The following is a 25284-nucleotide window of genomic DNA, read 5'->3' as shown; positions in this document are numbered from 1 at the left end:
GCCTTGGGTTGTGAGTCATGCTGCCGTATCGATGTTGTCTGCCGCAGCATAATATTGGTGTTCGGCTTCGGCAGGCGGGATGGTGCCGATGGGCTCGAGTAGCCGACGATGATTGAACCAGTCGACCCATTCCAGCGTGGCATATTCGACAGCTTCGAAGCTGCGCCATGGCCCACGCCGGTGGATCACCTCGGCTTTGTACAGGCCGTTGTTCGTCTCGGCCAAAGCGTTGTCATAGCTGTCGCCGACCCTGCCGACCGACGGCCTGCCGACCGACGGCTCGATCCCGTCCTCGGCCAGTCGCTTGGTGTATTTGATAGACACGTATTGTGACCCGCGGTCGCTGTGGTGAATCAGGCCGCCACGGTGGACCGGCCTGCGTTCATGAGGCGCCTGCTCGAGCGCATTCAGGACGAAGCTGGCATGTGCTGTCCTGCTGGCACGCCATCCGATCCGGCGGGCGTAGGCGTCGATGACGAAGGCGACGTAGACGAACCCCGCCTAATTCGCGACGTAGGTGAAGTCCGACACCCACAGCATGTTCGGCGCTGAGGCGTAGAACTGCCGGTTGACGTGATCGCGCGGGCACGGCGCCGCTTTATCGCTGGTGGTCGTGCGCACCGGCTTGCCGCGAATTACCCCTGCCAAGCTCATGTTGCGCATCAGCCGTTCCACGGTAAAACGGGCAATCACGAAGCCCTCCCGCATCGTCTGCCGCCAGACCTTGCGCACGCCGTAGACCGCGAAGTTCTCGGCGAACACACGGGCTATCTCGGGTTTGAGGGCCGCATCCTGCCGCGCCCGCGCGGACAGACGCGTTGGATCCTGTCGCTGCGCGACGTGCTCGTGATAGGTGGATGGGGCGATCGGCAGAACGCCGCAGACCGGCTCGACCCCATAGGCATCGCGGTGATCGTCAAAGAAAGCGATCATCGGCGGAACGGGCGGTCGAGCTCCGCCTGCGCGAAATATGCCGACGCCTTACGCAGAATCTCGTTAGCCTGCCGCAGCTCGCGGACCTCGCGTTCCAGCGCCTTGACCTTGTCAGCGACCTCGGCCGGGACACCGGCACGCTTGCCCCTGTCGACCTCGGCCTTCTTGACCCACTCATGCAGCGTCTGCGGAACGCAGCCGATCTTTTCGGCAATCGATACCACGGTCGTCCATCTGGACGGATAACCCCGCTCGTGATCGAAAACCATCCGCACCGCTCGCTCGCGGACCTCCGGCACAAACTTGTTCGTCGTCTTGCTGGTCATGGCTCCACCTTCTCAGGAGTTGGAGCCTCTGACAAACCCGGGGCGGTTCACAGGCGAGCAGATTGCCTTTGCGTTGAAGCAGGCCGAAGCTGGCACACCGGTGGCCGAAGTCATCTGGCGAATGGGGATTTCGGAGCAGACGTTCTATCGTTGGGAGAAGGTGTACGGGGGTCTGGGCAGCGGAGAACTGAGGCGTCTGAAGCAGCTTGAGGATAAAATCCGGTAGCTGCAACAGCTGGTTGCGGACCTCAGCCTCGACAAACATACACTGCAGGACGTTCTGGCAAAAGCTCTTACGCCTGGACGATGACGCGAACTCGTCGCGTACGTCCAGTTGTCCCATGCCGTCAGTGAGTGGCGCAGTTGCTTGGCGCTCAGCGTCGAGCGGTCGTCGGTGCGCTACATCTCGCACAAGCCGGACCAGACACCGCTGGTGATGCGCATCCGTGATCTGGAAGCGACGCGGAGGCGCTATGGCTATTTGCGGATCTACATCCTGCTGCGACTGGAAGGATGGGTCGTGAACCACAAACGCGTCTATCGGCTATATCGGAATGATGGACCGAGCCTTCGGTTCAAGAGGCCAAGGCGCAACGCCAGCGCTGCCAACCGCGAACGCCAACCTGCGGCACTGGCGGCGAACGAGATGTGGGCGATGGATTTCGTCTCGGACGCCCTGTTCGACGGCCGGCGGTTAAGAGCGCTGACCGTGATCGACGCCTTCACCCGCGAAGCGCTGGCGATTGACGTCGACCAGGGGATCAAGGGCGAACAGGTCGTCGCCGCGATGGCACGGATCTCGTCTATCTGCGGCGTGCCCAAGACTATTTGCGTGGACAATGGTCCGGAGTTCATCTCGAAGGCGCCGGACCGCTGCATGTACGAGAACGGCGTGACGCTAGACTTCAGTCGACCAGGCAAACCGACCGACAATGCCTTCGTGGAACCGTTCAAAGGCCGCCTTCGCGACGAGTGCCTGAACGTGCATTGGTTCCTGTCCATCGCCGACGCCCGAACCAAGATCGAAGCCCGGCGATGGGATTATAACGAGAGCCGTCCTCATACATCGCTTGGCTGGATGACGCTGGTCGAATATGCTGGTGCAGCGGCCGCAAAGGCAGCCGAATGAACGCCGGAAACTCACCCTCAGGTTGGATGACAAACCGGTGGCCCCTCACGGCTAAAACCAGGATCAACGCGCTCGCGCATAGCGAAAGCCATCTTGAATATTTTCCGTAGCGTCGCAACCGCCTACGTCAAACTCGCTGCCAAGCTCCTGTCCGTCGCTATTATAGCGACCGCCGTCGGCGTCTGGTACGCTAGGTAGGCGTTGAAGAAAGAATATCCAGATGTTCGAAGTCGGCTATAATTGCCGATTGAGCATATTGACGGGCAGCTTCAACTAAACATCGCGGAACAGGGGCGCTTACCCCGCTTGAGATAGCGGTTACGGCAGCACAAATACCTAACAAATCTCCAGGTACAATGAGCCACGGGTAATCGTCACCTAGAAAGTTGGGGACCTCCCCGATTTTGGATATGATACATGGCGTTTCCTGGGAGATGCTTTCGAGCATCACCAAAGGAAAAGCATCAGCGTAGCTTGGATATATTGTTGCAAGGGCGCCTCGATATATCCTTGCAAGATCTGCAGGATCTGACACAGGGCCTTCATACGTTATAGTGCCATCTAACGATTTCCTACGAATCTCTTCTGCTAACTTCTGCAAAACCTCTTTTGATCCCTGCCCGAAAAGACGTAGGCGTGGTTTGGGTTGGTTGAGTAGCGCCCAAGCGTCTACTAGATCGAAGATGCCCTTTTCGCGCGTGATCCGCCCAACATAAACAAAGTCTTTACGCGCTTTATCGTGAGGTACTGCAAGCCCGCCGAAGGCGGGATGAAGAATGGTATGGATCTTAAATGTATTGAGGCCAAAAAATACCTGACGCTGATTCTCAGATATTATTAAAACCCTTCTTGTCATATTTCTCAATATAAAAAACGTAATCCAGCGGAGGTAAGGTACCTTTAGATGTTGCCACGTATCCGACACATGGGCGATCACATAAATCCGCCGCCAAAAGACACGCAAAAAAGGAAGAAACGCGATATCCAAGAAACTGCCATACTGGGCGACTACTGCTTCTTGCCTTCCAGGCCCTGAAGCCTTCACGGACCGCACAAGCCGCGTAAAATATGACGATACTAACCGCTCACCCCTGTTGCGTTCGTGAGCGTGGTACTGCCGACTACCAATGAGGGCAGCGAGGTTTTCATTAAATAGTTCTACGCCGCCTCGAGTATCGCGGCAGTGACGCGAGAACAATATTAATTCTACCGACATAAGTTTAACTGCCACCCTTTTTTGCAACAGCCGCTATGGCGAACCGCCAGGCGTCCAATGCCTGCCCATTAAATGCGACGGCAGAGCGTCTAGCTGCTAAGCTGACTTCCCGAAGCTTTTCAGGATTGGCTGCTTGTTCAAATGCGTTGAGTAATCCGGCGTCGTCCGCATAGACCCACCCGTTGTCGTCATGCCTAATCAGATCTTTTGCTGCCTCCGAATGAGGAGAGGCAATGACAGGAACGCCGGCGTACATTGCCTCGTTGGCGACATATCCCCAGCTGTCGTGAAGCGTCGGGAATAGCATTATGTCAACTTGCTGAAATAGCTTTGCTTTCTCTGCAGTACCTACCGATCCAATGAAATTAACATTTTTCCAAGAACTATTTTTGAGCTCCTGGATAAAGGCGTCACCTGCGGGCAAAGGTCCCGCAATAATAATATTGAGACGGTCTTCTAGATTTAGCCGCCGACGCGCTTCCAAAAATTCTGTGATGCCCTTCCGGGGCGAAATGTAACCAATAATACACGCTGTAAGCTCTACTGTGTGTTCTTTTCTAAGATGCAGAGAGGGCAGCATATTTTCAGGCCCGTACTCTGCCTCTAACGGATAATACTGAGAGGAAGTAACTCCAGCCACGCCCCAGCTCTTCGCCTCACGGACGCCAGATTTGGAGTAGCATATGGCAAAGTCACTAAGTTTTACTAATAGACCTAACAGAGACCTAAGGAGAATGTTGGCATATTTACTTAGTTTTCCACCGGACCGAAAGAAATCGTAATCTTGGCCGATTGTTACTAAGCAAAGCACGGGTATTCTCTGGAGCTTCGCAAAAATAGCAGCCATGAGGTACGTAGGAAATTCTAAAATATTTGTACAAATTACAACTACGTCGGCATCTCTTGACGCGTCCCGAGCAGCTCTCGGGCTAAACGTAAAACGTTTTCCTCCTAGGACAACTGTCCAATGTGGCGGATCTAGGCTCTCAACGCCTGTTAACTCCTGCGTTTCCCAAACTCGATTTGGGTCATGTGCACCCGCGACGTAGTAGATCTTGATTTGATAGCTCGGCATTAGCTCCTGAAGGAGCGCGATACGGTAAGGAGCGCGCGACGGTTGTAGAAAGCTGATCCTCAGCCTCGAAGCTTCCTTCGCTGCCATACGTGTTATCCTTACGTCAATGATCAAGGTGCATATAGAGCTCGCCTGCGAAAGAGAGCAACGACGTTCTTTCCAATCAGTAGAACAACTACCCCAGCTTGCAAAATTATCACAAGAGCGGAAACTGCGATGGGCTCGGCAAATGATGTCAGGTTGGCCGGATCGATACGCAGCCCGTTTGGTGCGGCAAATAGGTAGATGCCAGGTCCAAGCACCGCTGCGGTAGCGCATACCCTCAGCTCTTGGCTGCTTAGTATGAAGGTTGTTTTAAAGAACTTACCAACGCTCCACAGATAGAATCCAGCGACGGTCCAAGAGGAAATTGAGAGTCCAGCGCAAACCCATTCGAGCCCAAGATGAGCCAGTCCAACGGCGGAGAATACGGCTAGACACGTCGCTCCCGCCGATATTCGAAGGCTAACGTGCGACCGCTCGGTGGCAATCAGCGTGCTATGGCAGACGCCAATGACGGCAGTGGACATAATGGTTGGAGAGAGGATCAAACCGGCCATCGTTAGATGGATAAAATCTTTCGGAAGCAAAAGCGGGGTAGCGACAGTGAAAAACGCGCACGCACTGACGAATACGATTGCCATCATGCCTACTGTTAACGACAGTATCCGCCTTACGGATTGCTCCAATTTTGTACGTTCACTAGCCGATGCACTCAGGACCGGAACAAGAACGTTCGAGATAGGGTTAAAAAACAGGGATGTCGCAAGATCCAAAACGGTTCGGGCCATTCGGTATACGCCAGCTGCGGCTACGCTAGCTAAGCCGCCTAATGCAACGTCTACTGAGCGTAGACCGACCTGCCCAAGTAAGGCAGTGCCTATTGCTGGAAAAAGCAGGCGCACCATTTCGCCGACTGAGCCCTTTCGCGGAATATTTGTAAAAGGTACACGAGCAAGAGAAAGGCTGATCGTAGATGCCGTAAAACTATTAATGATCAGTTGGACGGGAAGCGCCCAAACTGCGTAATTTGTAGACGCAACAGCGACACATGCTAGGCCCGCAATCGCAACGGCGACACTCCGCCGTAACGCTAGGCTGGAAAATTGCATTCTTGAGAAAAGCACGGCTTCCGAGACGCATCCAGCTCCATAAAATAATGGTACTACCGCTGTCGCTGCCATCATTAGACCAATCTGTGGGGCCCCTGCCAACTTTGAGGCCAGGGCAGCTCCTCCGATAATGATCAAAGACATCAAACTCGCTATTATGATGCAGGCGGCATAGGCCGCGTCAGTGTAAGTCGTGTCACGAGCATGTAGTCTGATTAAAACCTGATTTGCGGCTTGAATGCCAGCTCCAAGAATCACTGCGGGAGCTATAGCTATGGCTGCTTGACCAAAACCTAAAGCACCAAGCCGTTTCGCAATAATTATAAATACGATAGCTTGAACCGCACGCTCAAATAAAATTTGACCAAGTGTCCAAATCCCACCTTTAATTGCTTTGCCTTTGATGCTCATAAAGGTTTTGTAATCCCATGATATTAGGACTTACTTCGTAAGTCGCATCAAGACATTAAATGTGATAAACGAGCACAATGAATCGGGCAATCTGGTCTTGTGCGTGGCTAAATGATATTATCAGGCTTTTCAAATCTACCGTTCGCCGTTACCCCAACATAAATACCGAATAGGGCAACGGTTTTAATCGACATAAATGCTCCGCCAAATAATGCTGAAGAAGTTATGTATATTGCTGCCATCGTGGGAACATACGAATATCCCTTGAACTTGCCCGCCGTAATACCGCTAAATATTGCTAGCGCGATTAAGCAGCCGGCAATTGTCGAATAATATATAATCCGTAAGATACCGCTGTCGCCAAACTGATCTGTCGCAATATTTCCCAATATAAGCTCGGGTAGCGGATTTCTGTTCGTCTCCGCTATCGTTACTGATAGTCTAGACATTGTGTCGCCTAAGCCATTTGCAATCTGAAAACTATAGAACAGATATGCTGAAAATAATATTACCGCGGGAACAAAGTATGCAATACGCCGGGACCACATCGGCTCGGGGATAAAGGCGATTATCCGAAATACCACAATTAGACCGACGCCGAGGCGGGAGTCTGAAACCATTGCGAGCAGCAAGCACATCAATATTGAGAAGTTCAACTTGAATGAATTGGCACGATACATTGTGATGAAGATCATAGCTGAAATAATAGCGAAGTAACTCATGGAGAGGGGTTCAAGAAATAGTCCGCCAATTCTATGATTGGCGATAAACGAAAATATGAGACCACCTCCGCGATCAGAGCCGATATACAAGCCTTGCTCCATATTTGCCTTAGTTACTACTTCAGAGATCCAAGCCCTCGTACTAACTAGGTAGGACAGCGGAGAGAATAACGCTTTGTAGCCGGACGCGCTGACTACCTCTAGTATTGCCGAACCGTAAACCATAGAAAAAAGATATATAAACTGCCTTTTGGGGAAATATCTCGACGTGACGCCGACTGCGAGGAAGACCGGTATCAGCAATATATCATTCGTATCGCGTACGGAAAATCCGTGATTTATTGCCCCTATAGTAAGGAAGGCCCCTAACACCCCGGTAGATATCACAAGAGGTAAAAGCTCAATTGTAGCTCGTTTGAAAACGATCATGAGCGCCGCTACCGTTATCGTCGCTTGAATCCCGATTAAGATGTTACCTGTTACTTGGAATGCCCAAGCATTAAGTATAGCCAATATTGCGTTCAACAGCGCGCCGCCGAGCATTACCACTGAGGTAGCGTAGTCGCGCTTTGGAGGCACCCCGACAATAGGCGGGGTTAAAAGGCGTGAAGGCTGAGGCGTGTATTCCGGTTTAAGATCGGGCATCTCGCCCGATAACATCGCAGATACAACTGGTAAACCGTCTCTAAGCTCACGCCTTATTTAATAAGTTCCCGATGGGATGTCGAAGGCCTGTAAGGCGAGCAGTTTTTAAGAGGGGGGCGGTGTTGCCCATCAAGGATAAAAAGCATGTCGCTTTCCGGATGGCAATCTGGACCGCCCCGGGTTTGTCGGAGGCTCCAACTCCTGAGAAGGTCGAGCCATGACGAGGCAGACGACGAACAAGTTTGCGCCAGAAGTCCGCGAGCGGGCGGTACGGATGGTTTTCGATCACGAGCGGGATCACCAGTCCATATGGGCGACCGTGGTATCGATTGCCGAGAAGATTGGCTGCGTTCCGCAGACGTTGCATGAGTGGGTGAAGAAGGCCGAAGTCGACAGCGGCAAGCCAACCAGATCCTGCGCAAGGCGTTGGCATATTTTGCGGAGGCGGAGTTCGACCGCCCGTTCCGGAGATGATCACTTTTATTGACGCTCATCGCGATGCCTATGGGCTCGAGCCGATCTGCCGTGTCCTGCCGATCGCCCCATCCACCTACTCCAAGCACGTCGCGCAGGGACAGGATCGATCGCGTCTGTCGGCACGGGCGCGTAAGGATCTGATCCTCAAGCCCGAGATTGCTCGCGTGTTCGCTGAGAGCTTTGCGGTCTACGGCCTGCGGAAGATATGGCGGCAGATGATGCGGGAAGGGCTTCGTAATCGCTCGTTGCACCGTCGAACGGCTGATGCACGAGATGGGCTTGGCAGGCGTGATCCGGGGCAAGCCGGTGCGTGCGACCATCAGCCACGAGGCGGCGCCGTGCCCGCGCGATCACGTCAACCGCCAGTTCTTCGCGCCAGCGCCGAACAGGCTTTTGGTGTCGGACTTACCTATGTCGCGACCTGGGCAGGGTTCGTCTATGTCGCCTTCGTCATTGATACCTACGCCAGACGGATCGTAGGCTGGTGCGCCAGCAGGACGGCGCACGCCAGCTTTGTCGTGGAGGCACTCGAACAGGCGCTCCACGATCGTCGTCCGACCCAGCGGGGCGGCCTGATCCATCATAGCGACCGTGGGTCGCAATACGTGTCTATCAAATACACCGAGCGCCTTGCCGGGGCCGGCATCGAGCCATCGGTCGGCAGTGTCGGCAACATCTACGACGACGCTTTGGCCGAAACGATCAACGGTTTCTACAAAGCCGGGGTGATCCACCGGCGCGGACCCTGGCGCAGCTTCGAAGCCGTCGAGTACGCCACGCTCGAATGGGTCGACTGGTTCAACCATCGTCGGCTACTCGAGCCTATCGGCAACATCCCGCCCACCGAAGCCGAAGATCAATATTATGCTGCCGCGGACAACATCGATTTGGCAGCATGACTCACAACCCAGGGCCTACGGGAGGCCCGGGGCGGTTCAACTCACCTATTGTGTAATAGCGTTAGATACTTCTTTAATAATAGGGTCTGCGGTTTCTCGTCCCCGCCGATCGGATCGCTTGACCCTACTCCGTTTCCCCAGCTGCCACCACCTGCGAAATAAGTCGCACCCAAGAAAACATCTCTATTATTTATTACGTGAGTAATCAAAGAATCTAGCTCAGCGAGGAAAGGTAAGCTTGGCGGACAGCCGAACTCTCCCAAAAATAGTTTTTTATTGTTATACTTAGCCCACTGGGTAACCGCCGTTAGTGAAGTTGATCCAGACCCCTTTGACAGTACGGCACTACTCCCTCCGAACCCCAGGTCCAAATACTGATGGATATCAAATGCATAGTTGTTTTCATGATCAATGGCCCGGAGCATTACCTCCCCGTTCCCGCTCTTTATCCATGAATGGCCACCAGTCCACGCGGTTCCCGAAAATAAAACCTTCGACCTAGCTCCCGACTTACGGATGGCATTACAAGCAGCATTCTGGCAATTTAAATTTACCTCTGCTGGTTCGTTGTGTGGTTCATTCATTAAGTTATACCAGACAAGCTGATTTAGTTTGTAACGATCGCCCATCCTCCCCCAGAAGTCTGCAAAGTCGCCAGCGGTTACAGGCGATCCGTATCCGCCAATGACATCCCCTTTGCGCCTACCATAGCCATGCGCATCGAGAATTGTGACCGCCCCCATCGCATTTGCCGCATGAATTAATCCGTCGAGACCGCTCAAAGCGGTTGCTGATAGTGGTCCTCGCAACTCGGGCTGAATTCGTTCCCAGCGGAAAGGAACTCGAAATATCGTGAAGCCATTGTTAAGATAATAGGACAAGTTCTCTTCTGTTGGCCACTTCCAGTGGCCGCCTATGGCTTCGAACTCGGCTCCAGCAAGGTTGACGCCTAAACGAAATTTTGGATCTGTGTAATTACGTTGAGCTCGGGCGGCTTGAGCATTTCCACCAAGGGCGCAGGAAAAGCCTAACCCAAACGAAGCGACGCTACCTTGCAGGATTTGGCGACGAGTGTTTAAGGAAGTTTTGCTATTTTGCATTCACGTTTTCCTAGTACGATATGAAACTCGTTTGCGTTAGTATTTCAGACATCAATAACCATGAAATATTATATGTTATAACGCTCCTACCTATTTCACTGCCGTGATAGCAAGCTTCACGCTACGGTCGATGCGAACGCCGCTCGCCCATCATATTCATGACCGCTAAGCAGATCGCTGATTACCATGAAGCGTCGGCGCTTTGCGACTATCTGGTCGAGCGCAGTGGCTGCTCGGCGACGAGTGGACGGCGCCGCCAGGTTCGGAGATGCTTTGCAAGCGAAGGCATCCAGCCCTGCATTTCTGGTAAGCAGGGGTGCTCTAATAAGCGCAGATTCGAATAGAATTCCGCAAAGCGTTCACCTTACGAATTTCACGACAACCGTTTATGAAAAGCAATCTTTATGAGAGCTTGGCACAGCTAATGCGGCAACGCGTCGCGCACTAGCAGCCGCGGCGGTGTCATGGCCGCATGTCTTCAATGTGGCTGTCCGTGATATGGTGGGCTGCCGGCCGGCGTGCGACCCTCCGATAGCGCACGGTCTCTGGGTAACGGATTTGCAGACACGTTCTGTTTGCTCCTGCGTACGCAAAACTCACTTTTTCGGCGTTGAACCCGTCCGGTAATTATTGTTCGGAAAGCCACTGATCTCTGGAGCGTACTTACATACGATAATGTCCTTTATCGTATGTAGGAGACGGGGTTAGCACTGGGCAGGCTCTACCACGTCGAGTTCGTCGGCCAGCCGATCGTCCTCGAGGCCGACGGGCGGTCAGTCGGTGATACGCACGTCGTCAAATCACTTTCCCCGGTGACGCGATTGGAACCGCGCTCAGTCGCATGAACCACATCGTCGGGGCCGGTGTCGCGGAGATCATCGTTGGCGACGCTACGTTACGCGGCGTCGCGCTGTGTTAGTGCACCACACGTTGCCCAAGGTGGCAGCGTGCAACGCTGTCAAAGCAGCCTCCCAAGCCGGTTTGGCACATGCGATCTCGGGTCATGACCGCACGACATTCTGCTCGACGATCGGCTCTGTCGTCGCGAGTGGCAGCGCGCGGCGATGCTACCGGTCGTATTGCCGGCAATTGCCCCGTTCGAGACTAGAGGACTGCGATGGCCGACAAACCTAGCGTCTCCAGGCTCTATAAGCGTACGTCGCGGCTATTACATCGTGACGCAGGCCATGCCTTGGCGCTCCCGGCGTTGGTGTTGCCCGCGCGGCTGGGATCGGCTGGTGAACGCGGCCAACCCCGTTTTCCGGAGTCCTCGCTGTTACAGCCCGCAATGCGCCTACGCATCGCGCCGATGCGCGTAGCCGGTGAGTGTGACAGAGAAAGATCGAAAATAGCCGGGATCTCGATCGACATGGATAGAGACCCCGGCATCAGGCGTCTGATGTCGTTACAGCCGCAGCGAGACGCCTGCGACGAGCTGCCGTCCGAGCAGATCATACCCCATCACGGTATTGCCGCGGAGCAGCCCGATTCGCGAACGACTGTCCGGAATGAGCGGCGGATCGCGGTCGAACACGTTGTTCGCAGCCAGTCGGAACGTCATCTGCTTGTTGATGTCGAAGCTCAGCGCGACGTCGATCCAGTTGTACGAGCCGACGCCTGGATATTGATCGCGCAGTGCGCTGGCGTCCTGCGCCGGGATGCCAGTGTCCGCAGGTGCATAGTTGTCGAGCGGCATCGCGCCGCGGTGACGCCAGTTGACCGACAGGCTGGTCGAGCGGTCGGGCGCGGTCCAGGTGGTGCGGAGCTGGTGCTTCCAACGCGGCATGCTTTCGCCGCACAGGTTGCCGAAATACCCCACGCAGTTCCGCGGTTCGATGGTCGGCGACGACTGCGAACCGACGCGGGTCATCAGCGTGCCGTTGAAGCTCATGTCGAGCCGCCCGGCGCCGCCAAGGCCGACATTATACTGCCCCTGGAAATCCCAGCCGTGCGACTGCGACTTGTAGCCATTGGCAGAGCCGCGAGCCACCCAACCCGTCGCCGGGCTGGTCGCAGGCGAGCTCGACAGCGTGCCGGTGCCGGGGTTGCGGACGATGCCGCGGCAGAAATAGTCGTTCCCGGTGGCCAGGCACTCGCCGATGATGTTCTGCGGCTGAAGGAAGTCGAGCTGGTCCTTCAGGTCGATCAGCCAACGGTCGATCGACACCGTCAGGCCGGGCAGGAAGCGCGGGCGCAGCACGACGCCGAACGTCTTGGTATAGGCGCTTTCCGGCTTCAGTTCGAATCCGCCTTCGCGCACAGTGCACCGATCGTCGGGGCATATCAGCGAGGCGCTGCCGTACAGATTGTCGGCAAGCCCGGTGTTGCGGCATTGCTGCAACGTTGCAGACGGCGCCAGGCGTCCGCCATTGGGGTTCGACGGATCGACCCGCGGTGCGCAAGGATCGGAATAGAATCCCTGGTTCCAGAAGATGTTGGCGGCACCCTGTGCGGTGCTGACGCCCGGCGCGGCCTGCGACTTGTTGTAGGACGCGCGCAGCGTGATATCGGGTATCGGCGCCCACAGGCCCTCGACCTTCCAGGTATCGAACTTGCCGTCGAGCCGGTTGTATTTCGACACGCGGTAGCCGGCATTGACCTGCAACAGTTCCGCGAACGGGCGGTGTTCGATCAGCGGTGCCTGGATTTCGGTGTTGGCCTCCAGGATGCTTTGCGTGAAGCGCTGGTTCTCGCCGCCGTTGTTCTGCTGGAAGATCTCGTTGACGATCGTCCGTTCCATTTCCTCGCGATATTCCGCCCCGAGGGCTATCGCGATGCCCTGTTCCGCGAGCGGCGAGGTGATGCCGTATTTGCCCAGATCACCGCTGACGGTGCCGACGAACTGCAACAGCCGCGGGATGCGCGTGCTGATCCCGCCGGTCGCGCCGCCATAGAGATACTGGTTGAGCGCGGCGTCCTGGTTGAACGGGGCGAACGCGTTGAACGGCACGCAGGACGGATCGGTGCCGTTGACGACCGCGCGACAGGTCGGCGTGCCGTTGACGCGGACGACGTCGAGCGAGCGGTTGATGTTGTCATAGCGCGCGAACGGCACGTCGATGGTGTCGAGCCGCGTGCGCGAGATCATGCCCGCGACATCGTAGGACCACACGTTGTTCAGCCCGCGCCCGCGAAGCCCCGCGACGATGCGGTATCCTTCGTTGGTGAAGCGCTGTTGCACGAGCGGCAGTCCGTCGAAGCGATAGCGTACGTCGATCGGCGCATATTGCCCGGCGACGCCGGCATTGGCGCCGCACAAATCCTGTGCCTGTGAACCCGACAGGAACGCGTTGTCGCAGTTCACGCGGAACGGATCGGTACCGTACGCGCCGAAGTTGAAGGTGCGGTTGAGCTGTGTGTTGTAGGATTTGTCGCGGTAGAACAGCCCGTTGCCGTAAAGCTCGATGTCGTCGCTGATCTTCGCGGTCAGGAAACCGCCAACGTTGATGCGGTTGAACGCGCGCTGCACCGCCCAATTGTCATAAGGGTTGGCCGACGTCCCCGGCGGTCCGCTGTTGATCGGGATGAAGGTGCCGTTGCCGTTGGGATTGTTGACCAGGATCTGCCCGGCGCGGGGCCCCGACTGCGGGATGATCGTGCCTGCCGGCGTGAAGCTCGCGCGCGAACAGCCGAGCGGCGAGGTGTTGGTCGGCTGGACCGCCTCGCAGACCGAATAGGACCGATCGACCAGCTCGACCGGATTGGACTGGCGATAATTGACGAAGCCGGTGATGTTTACCCGGTCGTTGAACAGGTTGGTGCCCGCAGCTAAGCTGATGTCGGAGCGTCCGCCATCGTTGGTCAGTCCGCGCTTGGCGTTGAACCCCGCGCGACCGGCTGCGTCGGTGACGGCATTGCTGTCATTGTCGTGGTTGAAGAAGCTGTAGTTCGCGTCGACCCGGATGCCCTCGAAGTTCTTCTTCAGGACGAAATTGACGACGCCCGACACCGCGTCCGAGCCGTAGACCGACGAGGCACCACCGGTCAGCACGTCGATCCGCTCGACCAGCGCGTTGGGAATGATGCCGACATCGACCGTGTTGGCAAGTCCGACCCGTAGGCCGTCGATCAGCGTCAGCGTCCGCTCATACCCTAAGCTGCGCAGCTTGATTCGCTGACGACCTTCGGAATCGCTGAAATTCTGCTCCGAGTTCACCTGGACCTGCGGCAGGCGGTTCAGCACCTCCTCGATCGTTGTCGCGCCTTGCGCTGCGATTTCTGCGGCGGTCGTGGTTACGATCGGTGCGGCGGACCGGTTGTTCGGGCGCGTGATGCGCGTACCGGTCACGACGATGTCCGACCCTTCGCGCTCACCGGTGCGTGCCGTGTCTGCGGCCAGCTTGGCGGAGGCGACGGGATCACCAATTGCGGTCTGGCCGTCCTGCGTGACGTCGCTCACGCCCGTATTCGACGTTCCCGTATCCGGCGACTGAGCCTTGGCCTGAGCCGGCAACGCGACCAACGCGGCCACGCAACATGTCGTGGTCATCAACCCCTTGAACAACACCATTTGATCACCCCCTGTGCTGCCGATCGGGTCGCATGGATGATGCCGCGCGATATCGACTGCTGCCGACCCTGTTCGGAAGCAATCGGTGAACGTTCCGTCGCTCGTTCATCGGGATCTTTTGCCCCGTGACCTTGTCGACACTGTTCGGCAGTACCATCCGGACCCTCGGACAGGCACATGCTGTCACGTCCACAATATCAAAACAATACCAATATTTCGAAACTCAACAGGTGGCATTGCGCTTTGCATTTTGCTTGTTGCGATAGGTATCAATGACCGCACTTTATTCCGGACGTACTGTTTTAGATGGCAGTCCGTCCGAACCGTAAGCGACCTAGTCGTGTCGTTGCTGCAACTCGCTGCCAGTATTGAATTTTGTAGCAGTGGAGCCGGGTGCAACCTCAGCAGCGGTGCCACACTCTGCCAATCATATCGGCTAAAGTCGCCGTAGCTGGTCCACACCGCCGATCCGGTCGGAATAGCCCGTCATCGCCATCGGGGCACCAACGCCTGATCGTCGACCACGTCCCAGGCTGCACCACGGCCTGGGACATGGATTTGGATCGTAGGGCGGATGGGGTTCACCCGTCTGATACAGGGTGCCTGCGACGGATTACCGGGTCGGCACAGGTTCCGCGCCCGAATAATCGTAGAAGCCGCGTTTTGTCTTCCGCCCGAACCACCCGGCTTCGACATACTTTACTAGTAGCGGCGCCGGCCGGAACTTGGGATCGCCCGTTCCCTCGAACAACACGCGCGTGATCTCAAGGCATGTGTCGAGCCCGATAAAGTCTGCCAGCGTCAGCGGCCCCATCGGATGGTTCAGCCCGAGCTGGCACGCCAGATCGATATCACGCACGCTCGCCACGCCTTCGCCCAGCGCGAAGCACGCCTCGTTGATCATCGGCATCAGCACGCGGTTGACGATGAATCCCGGCGCATCGTTCGCATGTACGACCTGCTTGCCGAGTTTCTCCGCAAACGCCTCGACCGCCGCTACCGTGGCATCTGACGTTGCAAGACCCCGGATCAACTCGATCGGCCGCATCACAGGGACCGGGTTGAAGAAATGCACGCCCATGAACCGCGCTGGATCGGGTGCCGCCTGCGCAAGCCGGGTGATCGGGATCGACGACGTGTTTGACGCCAGGATTGCGTCCGGCCCCAGCACCTTGCCGACCTCGGCGAAGATCGCGCGCTTGACGCCCTCGCGCTCGGTCGCCGCCTCGACGACGATCGCGCAGTCGCCCATGTCTGCCACGCTTGCGATCGGCTCGATCAGCGCAAGGGCTGCATCGCGAGCGTCGCCTGCGATCTTATCCTTTTCGACCAGCCGTGCGAGCGCCTTGGCAATCCCCGCCTTGCCCTTGATGGCCGCGTCCAGCGACACGTCCGCCAACAGCACGCGGTACCCCGCCTGCGCCGATACCTGCGCGATCCCTGCGCCCATCTGCCCTGCACCAATCACGCCGATCGTCTGCACATCACTCTCCTGATTTATTGCCTCTCCCTAGCCGCTTTTCCCCGCGCTGCCAGACCGCTAGGCTGCACCTATGCTGTGCAAACCGATCTTTTCCGCTCTCGTGCCCCTCGTTGTGCTGCCGCTCGCAGCCTGTTCGGCAAGCCAGCCCGCACCTCAGCCCAAGGCCGAGACGGCACCAAAAGCTACATCAGTTGCTGTCACGCCAGCAATATCCCAACCAAAACCCACGACCGACTCTCATACGCGTCCAAAACCAGGCGAGCTGAAGACGTTCACCGACTGGACCGTCGGCTGCGACAACACGCTGCGCTGTACGCTTGGCTCGCTTCTTCCCGAGATGGGCGGTGAGGACATGATTACACTCAACCTGTCGCGCGAGCCCGGCCCCGTGACGGCTGGTGGCGGCAAGATTTCGTTGGCGCTGGAAACCCGCAACGACGACGCGGCCACCAAGCGCCCGCCCGTCAGTTTTGCGGTCGACGGCAAGCGTATAGCCCTGCACGACGCTACCGCGCTCGCCGCAGCCATCGCCAATGCCCAATCGCTGAAATTTCTCGACGCGAAGGGTGTCACGCTGGCCACCCTTTCGCTGAAAGGCGCAGCCGCTGCGCTCCGCTATATCGATGCGCAACAAGGCCGCGCCGGCAGCATTGACGCGATCGTCGCCAAGGGGGCGGCGCCGTCGAGCGCGCCCATACCGTCGCTGCCGATCATCACCGCGATCGCTCCCTCCGGCACACCCGCAAAACTCAGTGGTGCCCAGGTCGCAACGATGCGCAAACGCGCTACCTGCGATCTCGGCAGCTTCCCTAACGGCGCCGGTGAGTCAATCACCACCCCTGAAACGTACGCCCTCGGCGGTGGCAAGTCGCTGGTCATCCTTCCTTGCTCGACCGGTGCTTACAATCTGATCGGCGCGCTCTTCATCGTCGACGGCACCAAGATCACCCCCGCCCAACTCGACGCCCGTTCAGGCTTCGAAGCAACTGGTGCGGACACCGGCACTTCTGTGAAAAGCGTCATCAACGGCGAGTTCAAGGACGGCGTCCTCACAAGCTATGCCAAAGGCCGCGGCCTGGGTGATTGCGGCTCGCGCCAGAGCTTCGTCTGGGACGCCACTCGGTTCCGCCTCTCCGAGCAAACCGACATGGGCGAATGCCGCGGTAACATCGCCTACATCACCACCTGGCGTGCGAAGGTTATCCGTTAGCCGCCCTCCCTCTAGGGTCAGGACCCATTGATTTGAGAGGCGCGATCTGATTCAGGCTCCGTGAGGAGGCCGAGGATGAGCGACCTGTACTGGCTGACAGAGGAGCAGATGGCGCGCCTGCGGCGATATTTCCCAAAGAGCCATGGCAAGCCGCGAGTTGACGATCGCCGGGTGTTGAGCGGCATCGTTTTCGTGAACCGCAATGGGCTGCGCTGGAGCGATGCGCCCAGCGGCTACGGCCCGCACAAGCCCGTCCTGAGTCTGCCGAAGGGACGCTCTACAATCGCTGGAAACGGTGGGGTGAGATGGGTGTGTTCCTCCGCATGATGGAGGGTCTGGCTGCCACTGATGCCGACCCAAAGACCGTCATGATCGATGCGACGTATCTGACGGCGCACCGTACAGCATCGAGCCTGCGGGTTAAAAAGGGGATCTCGGGCGCCTAATTGGTCGCACCAAAGGTGGCATAAACACGAAGCTCCATGTCGTGACCGACGCAAACGGCCGTCCGCTCAGCTTCTTCATGACCGCTGGACAGGTCAGCGATTACACCGGTGCGGCCGCATTGCTCGACGATCTGCCCAAGGCGCAATGGCTGCTCGGCGACCGCGGTTACGACGCCGACTGGTTCAGGGATGCCTTGCAGGCCAAGGGCATCCAGCCATGCATCCCAGGTCGGGGGTTTCGGCTCGAGCCCATAAAATACGACAAACGCCGCTACAGGCGCCGTAGCCGTATCGAGATCATGTTCGGACGGCTGAAGGACTGGCGCCGCGTTGCGACCCGCTACGATAGGTGTCCGACGGACTTTTTGTCCGCCATCGCCCTCGCTGCCACTGTCATCTTCTGGCTTTGATCAACGAGTCCTGACCCTAGCCAGTCGTCGTCCACCCGCACGTACGACCGCCCATACAACTCCGCGCCGGTGGTCCAAATCACGCCAGGAGTATTGGCGGCTGACGCGATTTGGCGGGTGCAGTCCTATACCGACCGGTTCGTCGTGGGGATCAAGAAGGCCGACGACACGCTCCACCCCGTCAGCGGCAGCCTGCATTACGCAACGGCGGGGAACCCGGATTGAATGTATGCCCGCCTCAGTCCTAATATTGTTTCGCTCTTTCTTGGCTAGCGGTTTGTCTCTACCAAGTCCCTGAGTATGTCGGGATTGAATGATGAAACTTGCAGAGACGCCGTCACGGTTAGGTGGTCATAGCAATGCTTTCGGGTTCCTAAGGTTACTGTTCGCGTCTCTGGTTATTTTCTCGCATGTTCCTGAGATCGTTGATAAAAACGCTAACCGAGAACTGCTTTACCGGATAACTGGCGAGATGACCTTTGGCCGCTTTGCGGTTTGGGGCTTCTTCGTGATCAGCGGGTATCTTATAACCGGCAGCCTGCTCGCCAGTTCGTCAAAATACTCATACCTCGCAATAAGTAACGGCCCGCCCCCAGGGTCAGCCAAGAGCGAGCCGGCCAGTCACTTTCCGGGCACCTGGCCGGACGAAAACGCAAAAGCAGACGTGAGGTTCAATAGTAACGGCCCGCCCTGGCGAAATCCGGGGACGGGCCGACCAGCGCATGTTGGGGTTACACCGGCCGGTTAGTTACGAGCACACCATCGTTACGGTTTCACGACGGTAACGGCCCGCCTCGAACGTGAGTGACTACGCAAGGCAGGCCGACCAGCAGAAGCGGAGATAAACCTACGCCAGTGAGCGTGTGAACGGCCGCCGATCGCAAAAGCTTCACCTTGGAAGGAAATTACCATGGCGACGGCATTAAAGCCGGCGACCGCCCCTGCGCGCCCTGCGCGCCCTGCGCATGGGCTGGCGTCTCCGGACAAATTCTTCGCGTCGATCCGCCCGCTGTTTGGGACGATGACGAAGGCGCAAGTCGAGGGTATTCAGGCGAAGCTGGCCGCGTTCGCTGTGATCGGCGCGCCGCTGGCGTACGTTGCGTACGGGCTCGCCACCTCGTTTTTACGAAACCGCCCAGCGCAGGCAGCCGATCCCAGAGATCGGACGCGGCCGAAACTATCCATATAGTAAGCCGGGAAAGCATGGCAGTCAGGTTGCTTATGGGCGTGGTGATGTCCAGCTGACGTGGGACTATAACTACGAGCGGGCAGACGACGAGCTCGGGCTGAGGGCGCGCTGACGTCGAACTACGACCGCGCCCTGGAGACCGAGATATCGGCTCAGATAATGGTGCTTGGCATGACCGAAGGCTGGTCCACCGGGAAGCGGTTTGCCAGCTACCTCCCCGCGAAGGGGCGAGCGACGACGGTCCAGTTCACCTCCGCGCGCCGTATCACCAACGGGATCGACCGCGCCGAGAAGGTAGCGGGCTATGCGATGTCCTTCCAAGCCGCGCTCGTCGCTGGAGGTTGGGCATAGAAGCGTCCCTATCCTTTGCGAGCGCCTTGGTCAGGCGATATCGTGCGGCACGCCAACGTCGTAACAGATGCGGGAGAACTCAGTGCCTGCCCACGTCATCCGGGAGTTGGGTGGCTAACGTCGTCGAGCTGCGCATCGAGCCGCAAGGCCCGACATGCCGACGGATCGCTATCAACCGGCTACATAAGCCACTGCACGGTTGTCCCCAGCAGCCTGGGGGTGAGGCTCGCACAAGACTATATCGAAAGCGGGTACATCTTCACGCTGCTGGACGTACTCCACGAGGTCGCCGTGCAGCAGTAGTTCACCTGGGCATTTCGGACGTCGGAGTGACAGGTGCCAGGCTGGCAAGATAGGCCTTCCCGTGAAGGCCAACCGGCGTGACGCGACCGGCATTCTCAGCCTGTACGGCCCTCAAATACGATCTAGGTTTTTTCATCAACTTGGGCTGATCGAGCCCTGTAAGCCCAACGATCCGCGCTGCTTCCTTCACGAAGGTCACGCAGTTGTGATCTGAAAGGCGATACACGCTGTTTGGCTTCCCCCTCACGCCACGCGTCGACCAACCGCAGCACCGCTACATATTGGGCGTCGCTCATCACGACAGAGAATTGCGCGTCGCTGGCAGAAACGTAGCCTGGCTTGGGAATGTCTAGGTCGCCCGCAACCGGGCCCATCAATAGTGCCGGCGAGACTGACTTAGCGGTGAACCCAACATTCGTATCGACCGGCGCACCGCCGGCATCGGGTACGCCGCGCAACGAAAAGAACGCATGCGGGAAGCTGTTGCCAAGCTCGTGGCTCCAGAACGTGATCGTCACCGCGGCTTGCGCGGGAACGACGGCAAAACTCCATACGAAGAAAGCTGCGGCTAGCGTTAAAATGGTCCTCATACAGAGAGTTACCGCTATCCAGTGGTGTGAAGCAATATAGGATTGCTCGACGCTCTGGTCGTGCATTTCGGAAACCGGTAGCACCGCAGCGGGGAGGCGTCTTGGGGAGGCTCTACCCGCTGCGATTGTCCCAAAATGCCCCTTCCGCAAACGGTAAGCAAGTCAAAGATTACTTCGTCAGGGCGAGGGGTTGACCAAGTGTGCCGGGAGCGTCACGTCCGGCGCACCTACGCAAGAAGCGTTTGGAGATCCAGAATGTCGAAATTCGCAGTAGCTGCCGCCGTCACGTTTATTTTAGCCGGGTGCTCGTCAGGCGTCGGAACACCAACCCGGCTCGCAAAAGGCGCGAATGGCGGAATCTGGACGTCGAGACCTGCATCGGAAGTGCAGGCCTGTATCAATCAGATTGCTCCTTCAACATCTGTGGGGACGCACTATGAGGTTACCGAGAACGATACCTCCAAAACTGTTTACCCTACGACCGTCTCGGTTTTTAATGCAGATAGCGAAAGCAACTCAACAACCGTGAAGGTCGTCGAGAGCTGCACGATTCCTCGAAACTAAGCTGGTCACAAAGATCAGAAGGCGACCGGGTTCCGCAAGGTCAAGATCGGCACCTTCGATGCACGGTCTAGTCTTCTTTGATTCTTGCAAAAGCTTTTTCTTCCGCCTTAGTGGCTGGACGAGGTTTTCTCTCGAGATCAGGTAGATTTAGTTTCAAAGTAGGAGTCGGCGAGCGTCCCAAGATTCGACCCGGTAGTACCGGGCTGGTATCAGTTGACAGCCTTTTTTTGAGCTGCTCCGGTACGAGCGATCGAGCTTGAGCAATGCTTTCCTTATCTGCCACGTCGGCTTCCAGTGCCGCCACCCGCTGTTTTAGAACGTCTAATGCAAGCGTCTGCGGGGTGGCCTCTAGTTCGCTGACCTTTCGTTCGAGGTCAGCGATCCGTTTATCTGCCTCAGCAAGACGCACACCTGCTTCGATCTCCTCGACGTTTTGAACAATGGGTTCTGACCGAGTTGAGTTCCCGGGTGCTGGTGGCATTGGAAACTGGTCGCATGCGCTGATCAGCGCGACGCCTACAAGCGGCAAGAGTAATTTCTTGAGATGGAACATGACGGGCGTTTACGACGACGCACAGTTTCTGTCAGTACCGATATGCGTTCGACCTATCCGAGCCTGAAGTGGTCCGCTTCCTGTTCTCGTAAGCTCCTGGCGATCCGCGACTGCCATCTCGCGAAAAAAGATGTTTTACATGACGCACCGCCGTGCGCTTATATCGAATCCTTGCAAGTCTGTTCCCGTTGCGTTCTATAGAGTAGAGCACCGGCAAACGCGAATCACAGTTGATCTGACGATGCAGATCCTGCGATCGACGCTTGATCAGACCAGCGCTGGGTGGGTCGATACCCGTGCCGGTCCGTCTGGCACTGCGCTGCCTATGGACGCGCCGCCCTGAGCGATGGCCGCTCGTATTGTTCTGGAAGGGTGCGCAGCAGGATAATAAGATCGGCCGTAGCCAGAGCGTAACGGCGTCGTTCAACGGAACTGTCCGTCAGCTACGCAGCTGGAAGTTACTTACGTCGGCAACGAGATCGAGGCGGTTAACGCCGAGGCCTATTCGGCCGACAGTATCAAGGCGGCGATCCTCGCGGCAAAAGGCACGAAAGTGCCGATCCGCCTGACTGTAAAGAACTACGACCGTTTCCGCGACGCCTTGCTCGATTACCATGACGGCCCGCGCTATCCGCGGCTACAGAAGCTGGGTACAGGTGACAGCGGGCTGGACAAGCTGCTGATGCCGCGCTGACCCGCAACTGTATTCTACCGATGCCGGCCGCTCTCTCAACCGTGGAGCGCCGGCATCGGCATATCGAAAGGACCGCTATGCGTATCGACCTCATCCCGACCGGCAAGAACCCGCCCGAAGACCTGAACGTCATCATCGAAGTGCCGACCGGTGGCGAGCCCGTGAAGTACGAGTTCGACAAGGCCTCGGGCGCGCTGTTCGTCGATCGTATCCTCCACACGCCGATGCGTTATCCGGCGAACTACGGCTTCGTGCCGCACACGCTCAGCCCCGATGGCGATCCTTTGGATGCACTGGTGATCGCGCGCTCGCCGTTCATCCCGGGCTGCGTCGTCCGCGCGCGGCCGATCGCGGTGCTGAACCTCGAGGACGAAGCCGGTGGCGACGAGAAGCTCGTCTGCGTGCCGGTCGACGCGGTGTTCCCGTACTACGCCAACATCGGCGAGCGCGGCGACATGCCCGAGATCGTGTTCGAGCAGATCGAGCACTTCTTCACCCACTACAAGGACCTGGAAAAGACGAAGTGGGTCCGCGTCGGCAAGTGGGGCGACGCCGAAGAAGCCAAGCGCGTCACGATCGAGGCGATCGAGCGCTACAACGCCGAGAAGGCCAAGGGCGAAGAGCCGATGAACGCGGACGACACCGCAGGGCGCTGATAGCATGACCACGGCGTCTCCTGCGTTCGACGGCATCTGCGTCCGCGTGGCGCAGACCGGACTGTACGAGACGCCGATCCTGCATGGGCGGCTGGCCGATGTGACTGCATTGACCGCTGCGCTGGGGTCCGTGATCTGCGACCGCCATGCCCAGCCTCCCGCGCTCCAATGTCGGTGGCTGGTATCAGCGACCGACATGCTCGACTGGGGTGGCCACGGTCGGGCTTGCCGACCGCGCTAAAGAGGCGAAGCTAGCCTCACATTTCCACGGTCGCTATCCGGCGTTGTTCGAATGGACGGTCACGATGTGGGAGAACGTCCCGCCGCCCGCTGAACATGAGCAACGCGCAACCCAGCTGAATATTAGCGGCGGTAACCATTGCCGTCTTTTAGGGCCATAGGCAATATCCCGCCTGCCGAAGCCAAAGATCGATATTATGCCGCCGAAGACAGTATAATATATCAGTATGGCTTCTAAGAAAAGGCCTCCGGGAAGCCGAAGACCCTGTAGCCTACTCATAAACGATCGGGTAATCTACTAAGGCATGGCGTCGGATATGAGGGCGGTTGGCGTGGCTACCACTCTCGGCCTTGATTACAAACGGTCACCGAAAATATCGCTAAGATTATCGATGATATTGCTTGCTGTTAGTGGGCTGCTGCACAGCAATAGATGCACCGGCCTATATTCAAGAGTCGCGCTTTTTAATAACTGCGATCACACTATTAAATATGAATGTTTCGACGTTCGATTTCGCTAGCTAAGGTATCATTACGAACGCCACGTTCTGCGAGCAGAATCCGGTAGACTTCAACGAGCTGCTGATCTGACAACGCTAGGATGATTTGATCGGCTTTGTGCCGATATAGTTTGAGGTTGTTATTCGTCGTATCAAGGCCAGAGCCGTCATGCGTGTGAATTTGACCACTGTCGATGCGCCTAACGGTGTTCAACAGACTGCGTAGGTGGTTTAGATCGCTATCGTTCATGGTGTCCATCTATGCCCGCTCGACCGATTCCGGCAAACTATCTGCGTGGTTGAAGTGGCTCTATTCTCGGCAACGATAGCTTCAGTCCAGATCGTTCCCGTTCCGTCCAAGCACCATTGCGACCAGAACAATGCCGCAACATACCAACGCAATCGTTAAACCACTCATATATGGCACTAACTGCGATCCGGCTGATCGCGCAATGCGTTTGTGTCGGCACTGGCGGTCAGCGTTGGATGTGTGAACGTCGGGTTTCGCGCTTATACGCGGGCTTTCCAGAAAAATGGGCATAGCGCTGGGCGGCATAGCTCTGCATGATGTCGCCACGTGCCGCAGCCATCGCAGTGCCCAGTCGCTGAAAATCGTCGGGGCGAAGGGTGGCGCGCTGGCCACCCTCTCGCTCAAAGGCGCCAATGCCGCGCTTCGCTACATAGATGCGCAGCAAGGTCGTGTCAGCAGCATCGACGCGATCGTTGCCAAGGGCGTAGCACCCTCAAGCGCGCCCATACCGCCGCTGCCGGTCATCACTGCGATCGCTCCCTCCGACACCCTCGCAAAGCTCACAGGTGCCCAGGTCGCAACGATGCGCAAACGCGCCACTTGTGATCTGAGCAGCTTTACCGGCGGTGTCCGAGAGTCAATCAGTACTCCTGAAACGCACGCCCTTGGCGGGGGCAAGTCACTGGTCATTCTTCCTTGCTCGACCGGCGCTTACAATCTGATCGGCCTGGTCTTCGTCGTCGACGGCACCAAGATCACCCCCGCCCAACTCGATGCCTGTTCGGGCTTCGAAGCAACTGGTGCCGACACTGGCACTTCTGTAAAAAGCGTCATCAACGGCGAGTTCAAGGACGGCGTCCTCACGAGCTATGCCAAGGGCCGGCCTGGGTGACTGCGGCTCGCGCCAGAGCTTCGTCTGGAACGCCACGCGCTTCCGCCCATCCGAGCAAGCCGACATGGGCGAATGCCGCGGCAACATCGACTACATTACCATCTGGCGTGCCAAGGTTATCCGTTAGCTGCCTCCCTCTAAGAAGGAGCGGGGTGGGGAGGCGTCGGCAAACGCGCCCGACAACGTCAACAACAAACCCGGAAGTGGTACGGGATACGTCGCTCTTTGGCAGGCGAGTTTTCTCACGTTTCGGACGGGGGCAAATTTTGATCGATACGATATGCCGCAAGGCGTGAGCTTTGCCCTCGCGCCACGGCTAGGCAAAAGCTGATCAAACGGGTCGTTTGTTCGGGATGGTG

At 57.4% G+C, this 25284-nt stretch carries 18 protein-coding genes, 5 pseudogenes and 2 other annotated features; of the genes and pseudogenes, 12 read left to right on the top strand and 11 right to left on the bottom strand.

What is annotated here, in order from left to right; genetic code table 11:
- Positions 1 to 15: 15 nt before the first annotated feature.
- A pseudogene (locus J4O76_RS18945) lies at positions 16 to 1259 on the bottom strand (IS3 family transposase).
- Positions 859 to 975, bottom strand: a sequence feature (AL1L pseudoknot). (Overlaps the previous pseudogene by 117 nt.)
- Here J4O76_RS18945 and J4O76_RS18940 point away from each other — a divergent pair.
- A pseudogene (locus J4O76_RS18940) lies at positions 1258 to 2388 on the top strand (IS3 family transposase). The pseudogenes J4O76_RS18945 and J4O76_RS18940 overlap by 2 nt on opposite strands.
- A 190-nt stretch (positions 2389 to 2578) precedes the next feature.
- On the opposite strand, the gene J4O76_RS18935 reads toward J4O76_RS18940, so the two are convergent.
- From J4O76_RS18935 to J4O76_RS18920, 4 genes are all read right to left on the bottom strand, one after another.
- A complete protein-coding gene (locus J4O76_RS18935) occupies positions 2579 to 3376 on the bottom strand; it encodes a glycosyltransferase family 4 protein (protein ID WP_426283615.1) in 798 nt (265 codons plus the stop codon).
- A gap of 232 nt (positions 3377 to 3608) precedes the next feature.
- Entirely contained in the window at positions 3609 to 4766 is a 1158-nt protein-coding gene (locus J4O76_RS18930; RefSeq protein ID WP_426283614.1) for a glycosyltransferase family 4 protein, read from the bottom strand.
- Positions 4767 to 4789: 23 nt separating this feature from the next.
- Positions 4790 to 6241: an oligosaccharide flippase family protein gene (locus tag J4O76_RS18925; protein ID WP_426283613.1), complete on the bottom strand. Its 1452-nt coding sequence runs from the start codon at positions 6239 to 6241 to the stop codon at positions 4790 to 4792.
- A 107-nt stretch (positions 6242 to 6348) separates the two neighbouring features.
- Positions 6349 to 7608 carry a hypothetical protein gene (locus tag J4O76_RS18920; protein ID WP_426283612.1) on the bottom strand — a complete coding sequence of 420 codons (1260 nt, stop codon included), beginning with the start codon at positions 7606 to 7608 and terminating at the stop codon, positions 6349 to 6351.
- A 217-nt stretch (positions 7609 to 7825) separates the two neighbouring features.
- Between J4O76_RS18920 and J4O76_RS18915 the strand changes: the two are divergent.
- Together J4O76_RS18915 and J4O76_RS18910 are read left to right on the top strand one after the other, a co-directional pair.
- Positions 7826 to 8011 (top strand): annotated as a pseudogene (locus tag J4O76_RS18915) (transposase); the annotation flags it as partial.
- Between the two features lie 25 nt (positions 8012 to 8036).
- Positions 8037 to 8153: a sequence feature (AL1L pseudoknot), on the top strand.
- A complete protein-coding gene (locus J4O76_RS18910) occupies positions 8079 to 8984 on the top strand; it encodes an IS3 family transposase (protein WP_426283611.1) in 906 nt (301 codons plus the stop codon). (Overlaps the previous feature by 75 nt.)
- Before the next feature lie 41 nt (positions 8985 to 9025).
- Here the strand turns inward: J4O76_RS18910 and J4O76_RS18905 are convergent, their stop codons facing one another.
- From J4O76_RS18905 to J4O76_RS18895, 3 genes are all read right to left on the bottom strand, one after another.
- Entirely contained in the window at positions 9026 to 10084 is a 1059-nt protein-coding gene (locus J4O76_RS18905) for a glycoside hydrolase family 5 protein (RefSeq protein ID WP_426283610.1), read from the bottom strand.
- A gap of 1405 nt (positions 10085 to 11489) precedes the next feature.
- Complete coding sequence (locus J4O76_RS18900) at positions 11490 to 14573, bottom strand: TonB-dependent receptor domain-containing protein (RefSeq protein ID WP_426283609.1); 3084 nt, start codon at positions 14571 to 14573, stop codon at positions 11490 to 11492.
- Positions 14574 to 15207: 634 nt separating this feature from the next.
- A complete protein-coding gene (locus tag J4O76_RS18895) occupies positions 15208 to 16077 on the bottom strand; it encodes a 3-hydroxyacyl-CoA dehydrogenase NAD-binding domain-containing protein (protein ID WP_426283608.1) in 870 nt (289 codons plus the stop codon).
- A gap of 70 nt (positions 16078 to 16147) precedes the next feature.
- Between J4O76_RS18895 and J4O76_RS18890 the strand changes: the two genes are divergently transcribed.
- From J4O76_RS18890 to J4O76_RS18875, 4 genes and pseudogenes are all read left to right on the top strand, one after another.
- A complete protein-coding gene (locus tag J4O76_RS18890; protein ID WP_426283607.1) occupies positions 16148 to 17287 on the top strand; it encodes a DUF1176 domain-containing protein in 1140 nt (379 codons plus the stop codon).
- A 75-nt stretch (positions 17288 to 17362) separates the two neighbouring features.
- Positions 17363 to 18143, top strand: a pseudogene (locus J4O76_RS18885) (IS5 family transposase).
- A gap of 910 nt (positions 18144 to 19053) precedes the next feature.
- Positions 19054 to 19332 (top strand): hypothetical protein, encoded by a 279-nt coding sequence (locus J4O76_RS18880; protein WP_426283606.1) that lies wholly within the window; start codon positions 19054 to 19056, stop codon positions 19330 to 19332.
- Between the two features lie 171 nt (positions 19333 to 19503).
- Positions 19504 to 19683 (top strand): hypothetical protein, encoded by a 180-nt coding sequence (locus J4O76_RS18875; protein ID WP_426283605.1) that lies wholly within the window; start codon positions 19504 to 19506, stop codon positions 19681 to 19683.
- Positions 19684 to 20108: 425 nt separating this feature from the next.
- On the opposite strand, the gene J4O76_RS18870 is transcribed toward J4O76_RS18875, so the two are convergent.
- The gene (locus J4O76_RS18870) at positions 20109 to 20642 is read right to left on the bottom strand and encodes a hypothetical protein (RefSeq protein ID WP_426283604.1); all 534 of its coding nucleotides are present in this window, start codon (positions 20640 to 20642) and stop codon (positions 20109 to 20111) included.
- Positions 20643 to 20831: 189 nt separating this feature from the next.
- Between J4O76_RS18870 and J4O76_RS18865 the strand changes: the two genes are divergently transcribed.
- Complete coding sequence (locus J4O76_RS18865; RefSeq protein ID WP_426283602.1) at positions 20832 to 21140, top strand: hypothetical protein; 309 nt, start codon at positions 20832 to 20834, stop codon at positions 21138 to 21140.
- Positions 21141 to 21207: 67 nt separating this feature from the next.
- On the opposite strand, the gene J4O76_RS18860 is transcribed toward J4O76_RS18865, so the two are convergent.
- Positions 21208 to 21693, bottom strand: coding sequence for a hypothetical protein (locus J4O76_RS18860; RefSeq protein WP_426283600.1), 486 nt, complete (start codon positions 21691 to 21693; stop codon positions 21208 to 21210).
- A gap of 553 nt (positions 21694 to 22246) precedes the next feature.
- On the opposite strand from J4O76_RS18860, the gene J4O76_RS18855 reads away from it, so the two are divergent.
- From J4O76_RS18855 to J4O76_RS18845, 3 genes are all read left to right on the top strand, one after another.
- Positions 22247 to 22387 carry a hypothetical protein gene (locus tag J4O76_RS18855; protein ID WP_426283599.1) on the top strand — a complete coding sequence of 47 codons (141 nt, stop codon included), beginning with the start codon at positions 22247 to 22249 and terminating at the stop codon, positions 22385 to 22387.
- A 77-nt stretch (positions 22388 to 22464) separates the two neighbouring features.
- Positions 22465 to 23043: an inorganic diphosphatase gene (gene ppa, locus J4O76_RS18850; RefSeq protein WP_056066165.1), complete on the top strand. Its 579-nt coding sequence runs from the start codon at positions 22465 to 22467 to the stop codon at positions 23041 to 23043.
- A 4-nt stretch (positions 23044 to 23047) separates the two neighbouring features.
- A complete protein-coding gene (locus J4O76_RS18845; protein WP_426283598.1) occupies positions 23048 to 23284 on the top strand; it encodes a hypothetical protein in 237 nt (78 codons plus the stop codon).
- Between the two features lie 485 nt (positions 23285 to 23769).
- Here the strand turns inward: J4O76_RS18845 and J4O76_RS18840 are convergent, their stop codons facing one another.
- On the bottom strand, positions 23770 to 24033 hold the full coding sequence (locus J4O76_RS18840) for a hypothetical protein (protein ID WP_426283597.1): 264 nt from the start codon (positions 24031 to 24033) through the stop codon (positions 23770 to 23772).
- Between the two features lie 283 nt (positions 24034 to 24316).
- On the opposite strand from J4O76_RS18840, the pseudogene J4O76_RS18835 reads away from it, so the two are divergent.
- Positions 24317 to 25052: pseudogene (locus J4O76_RS18835) on the top strand (DUF1176 domain-containing protein).
- Positions 25053 to 25284: the final 232 nt, after the last annotated feature.

Source organism: Sphingomonas sp. NFX23, from assembly GCF_049887795.1.
In the GTDB taxonomy this organism is placed as follows: Bacteria; Pseudomonadota; Alphaproteobacteria; order Sphingomonadales; family Sphingomonadaceae; genus Sphingomonas.
The sequence above is the reverse complement of the archived record's forward strand: the minus strand, read 5'-3'. Positions and strand labels throughout refer to the sequence as shown.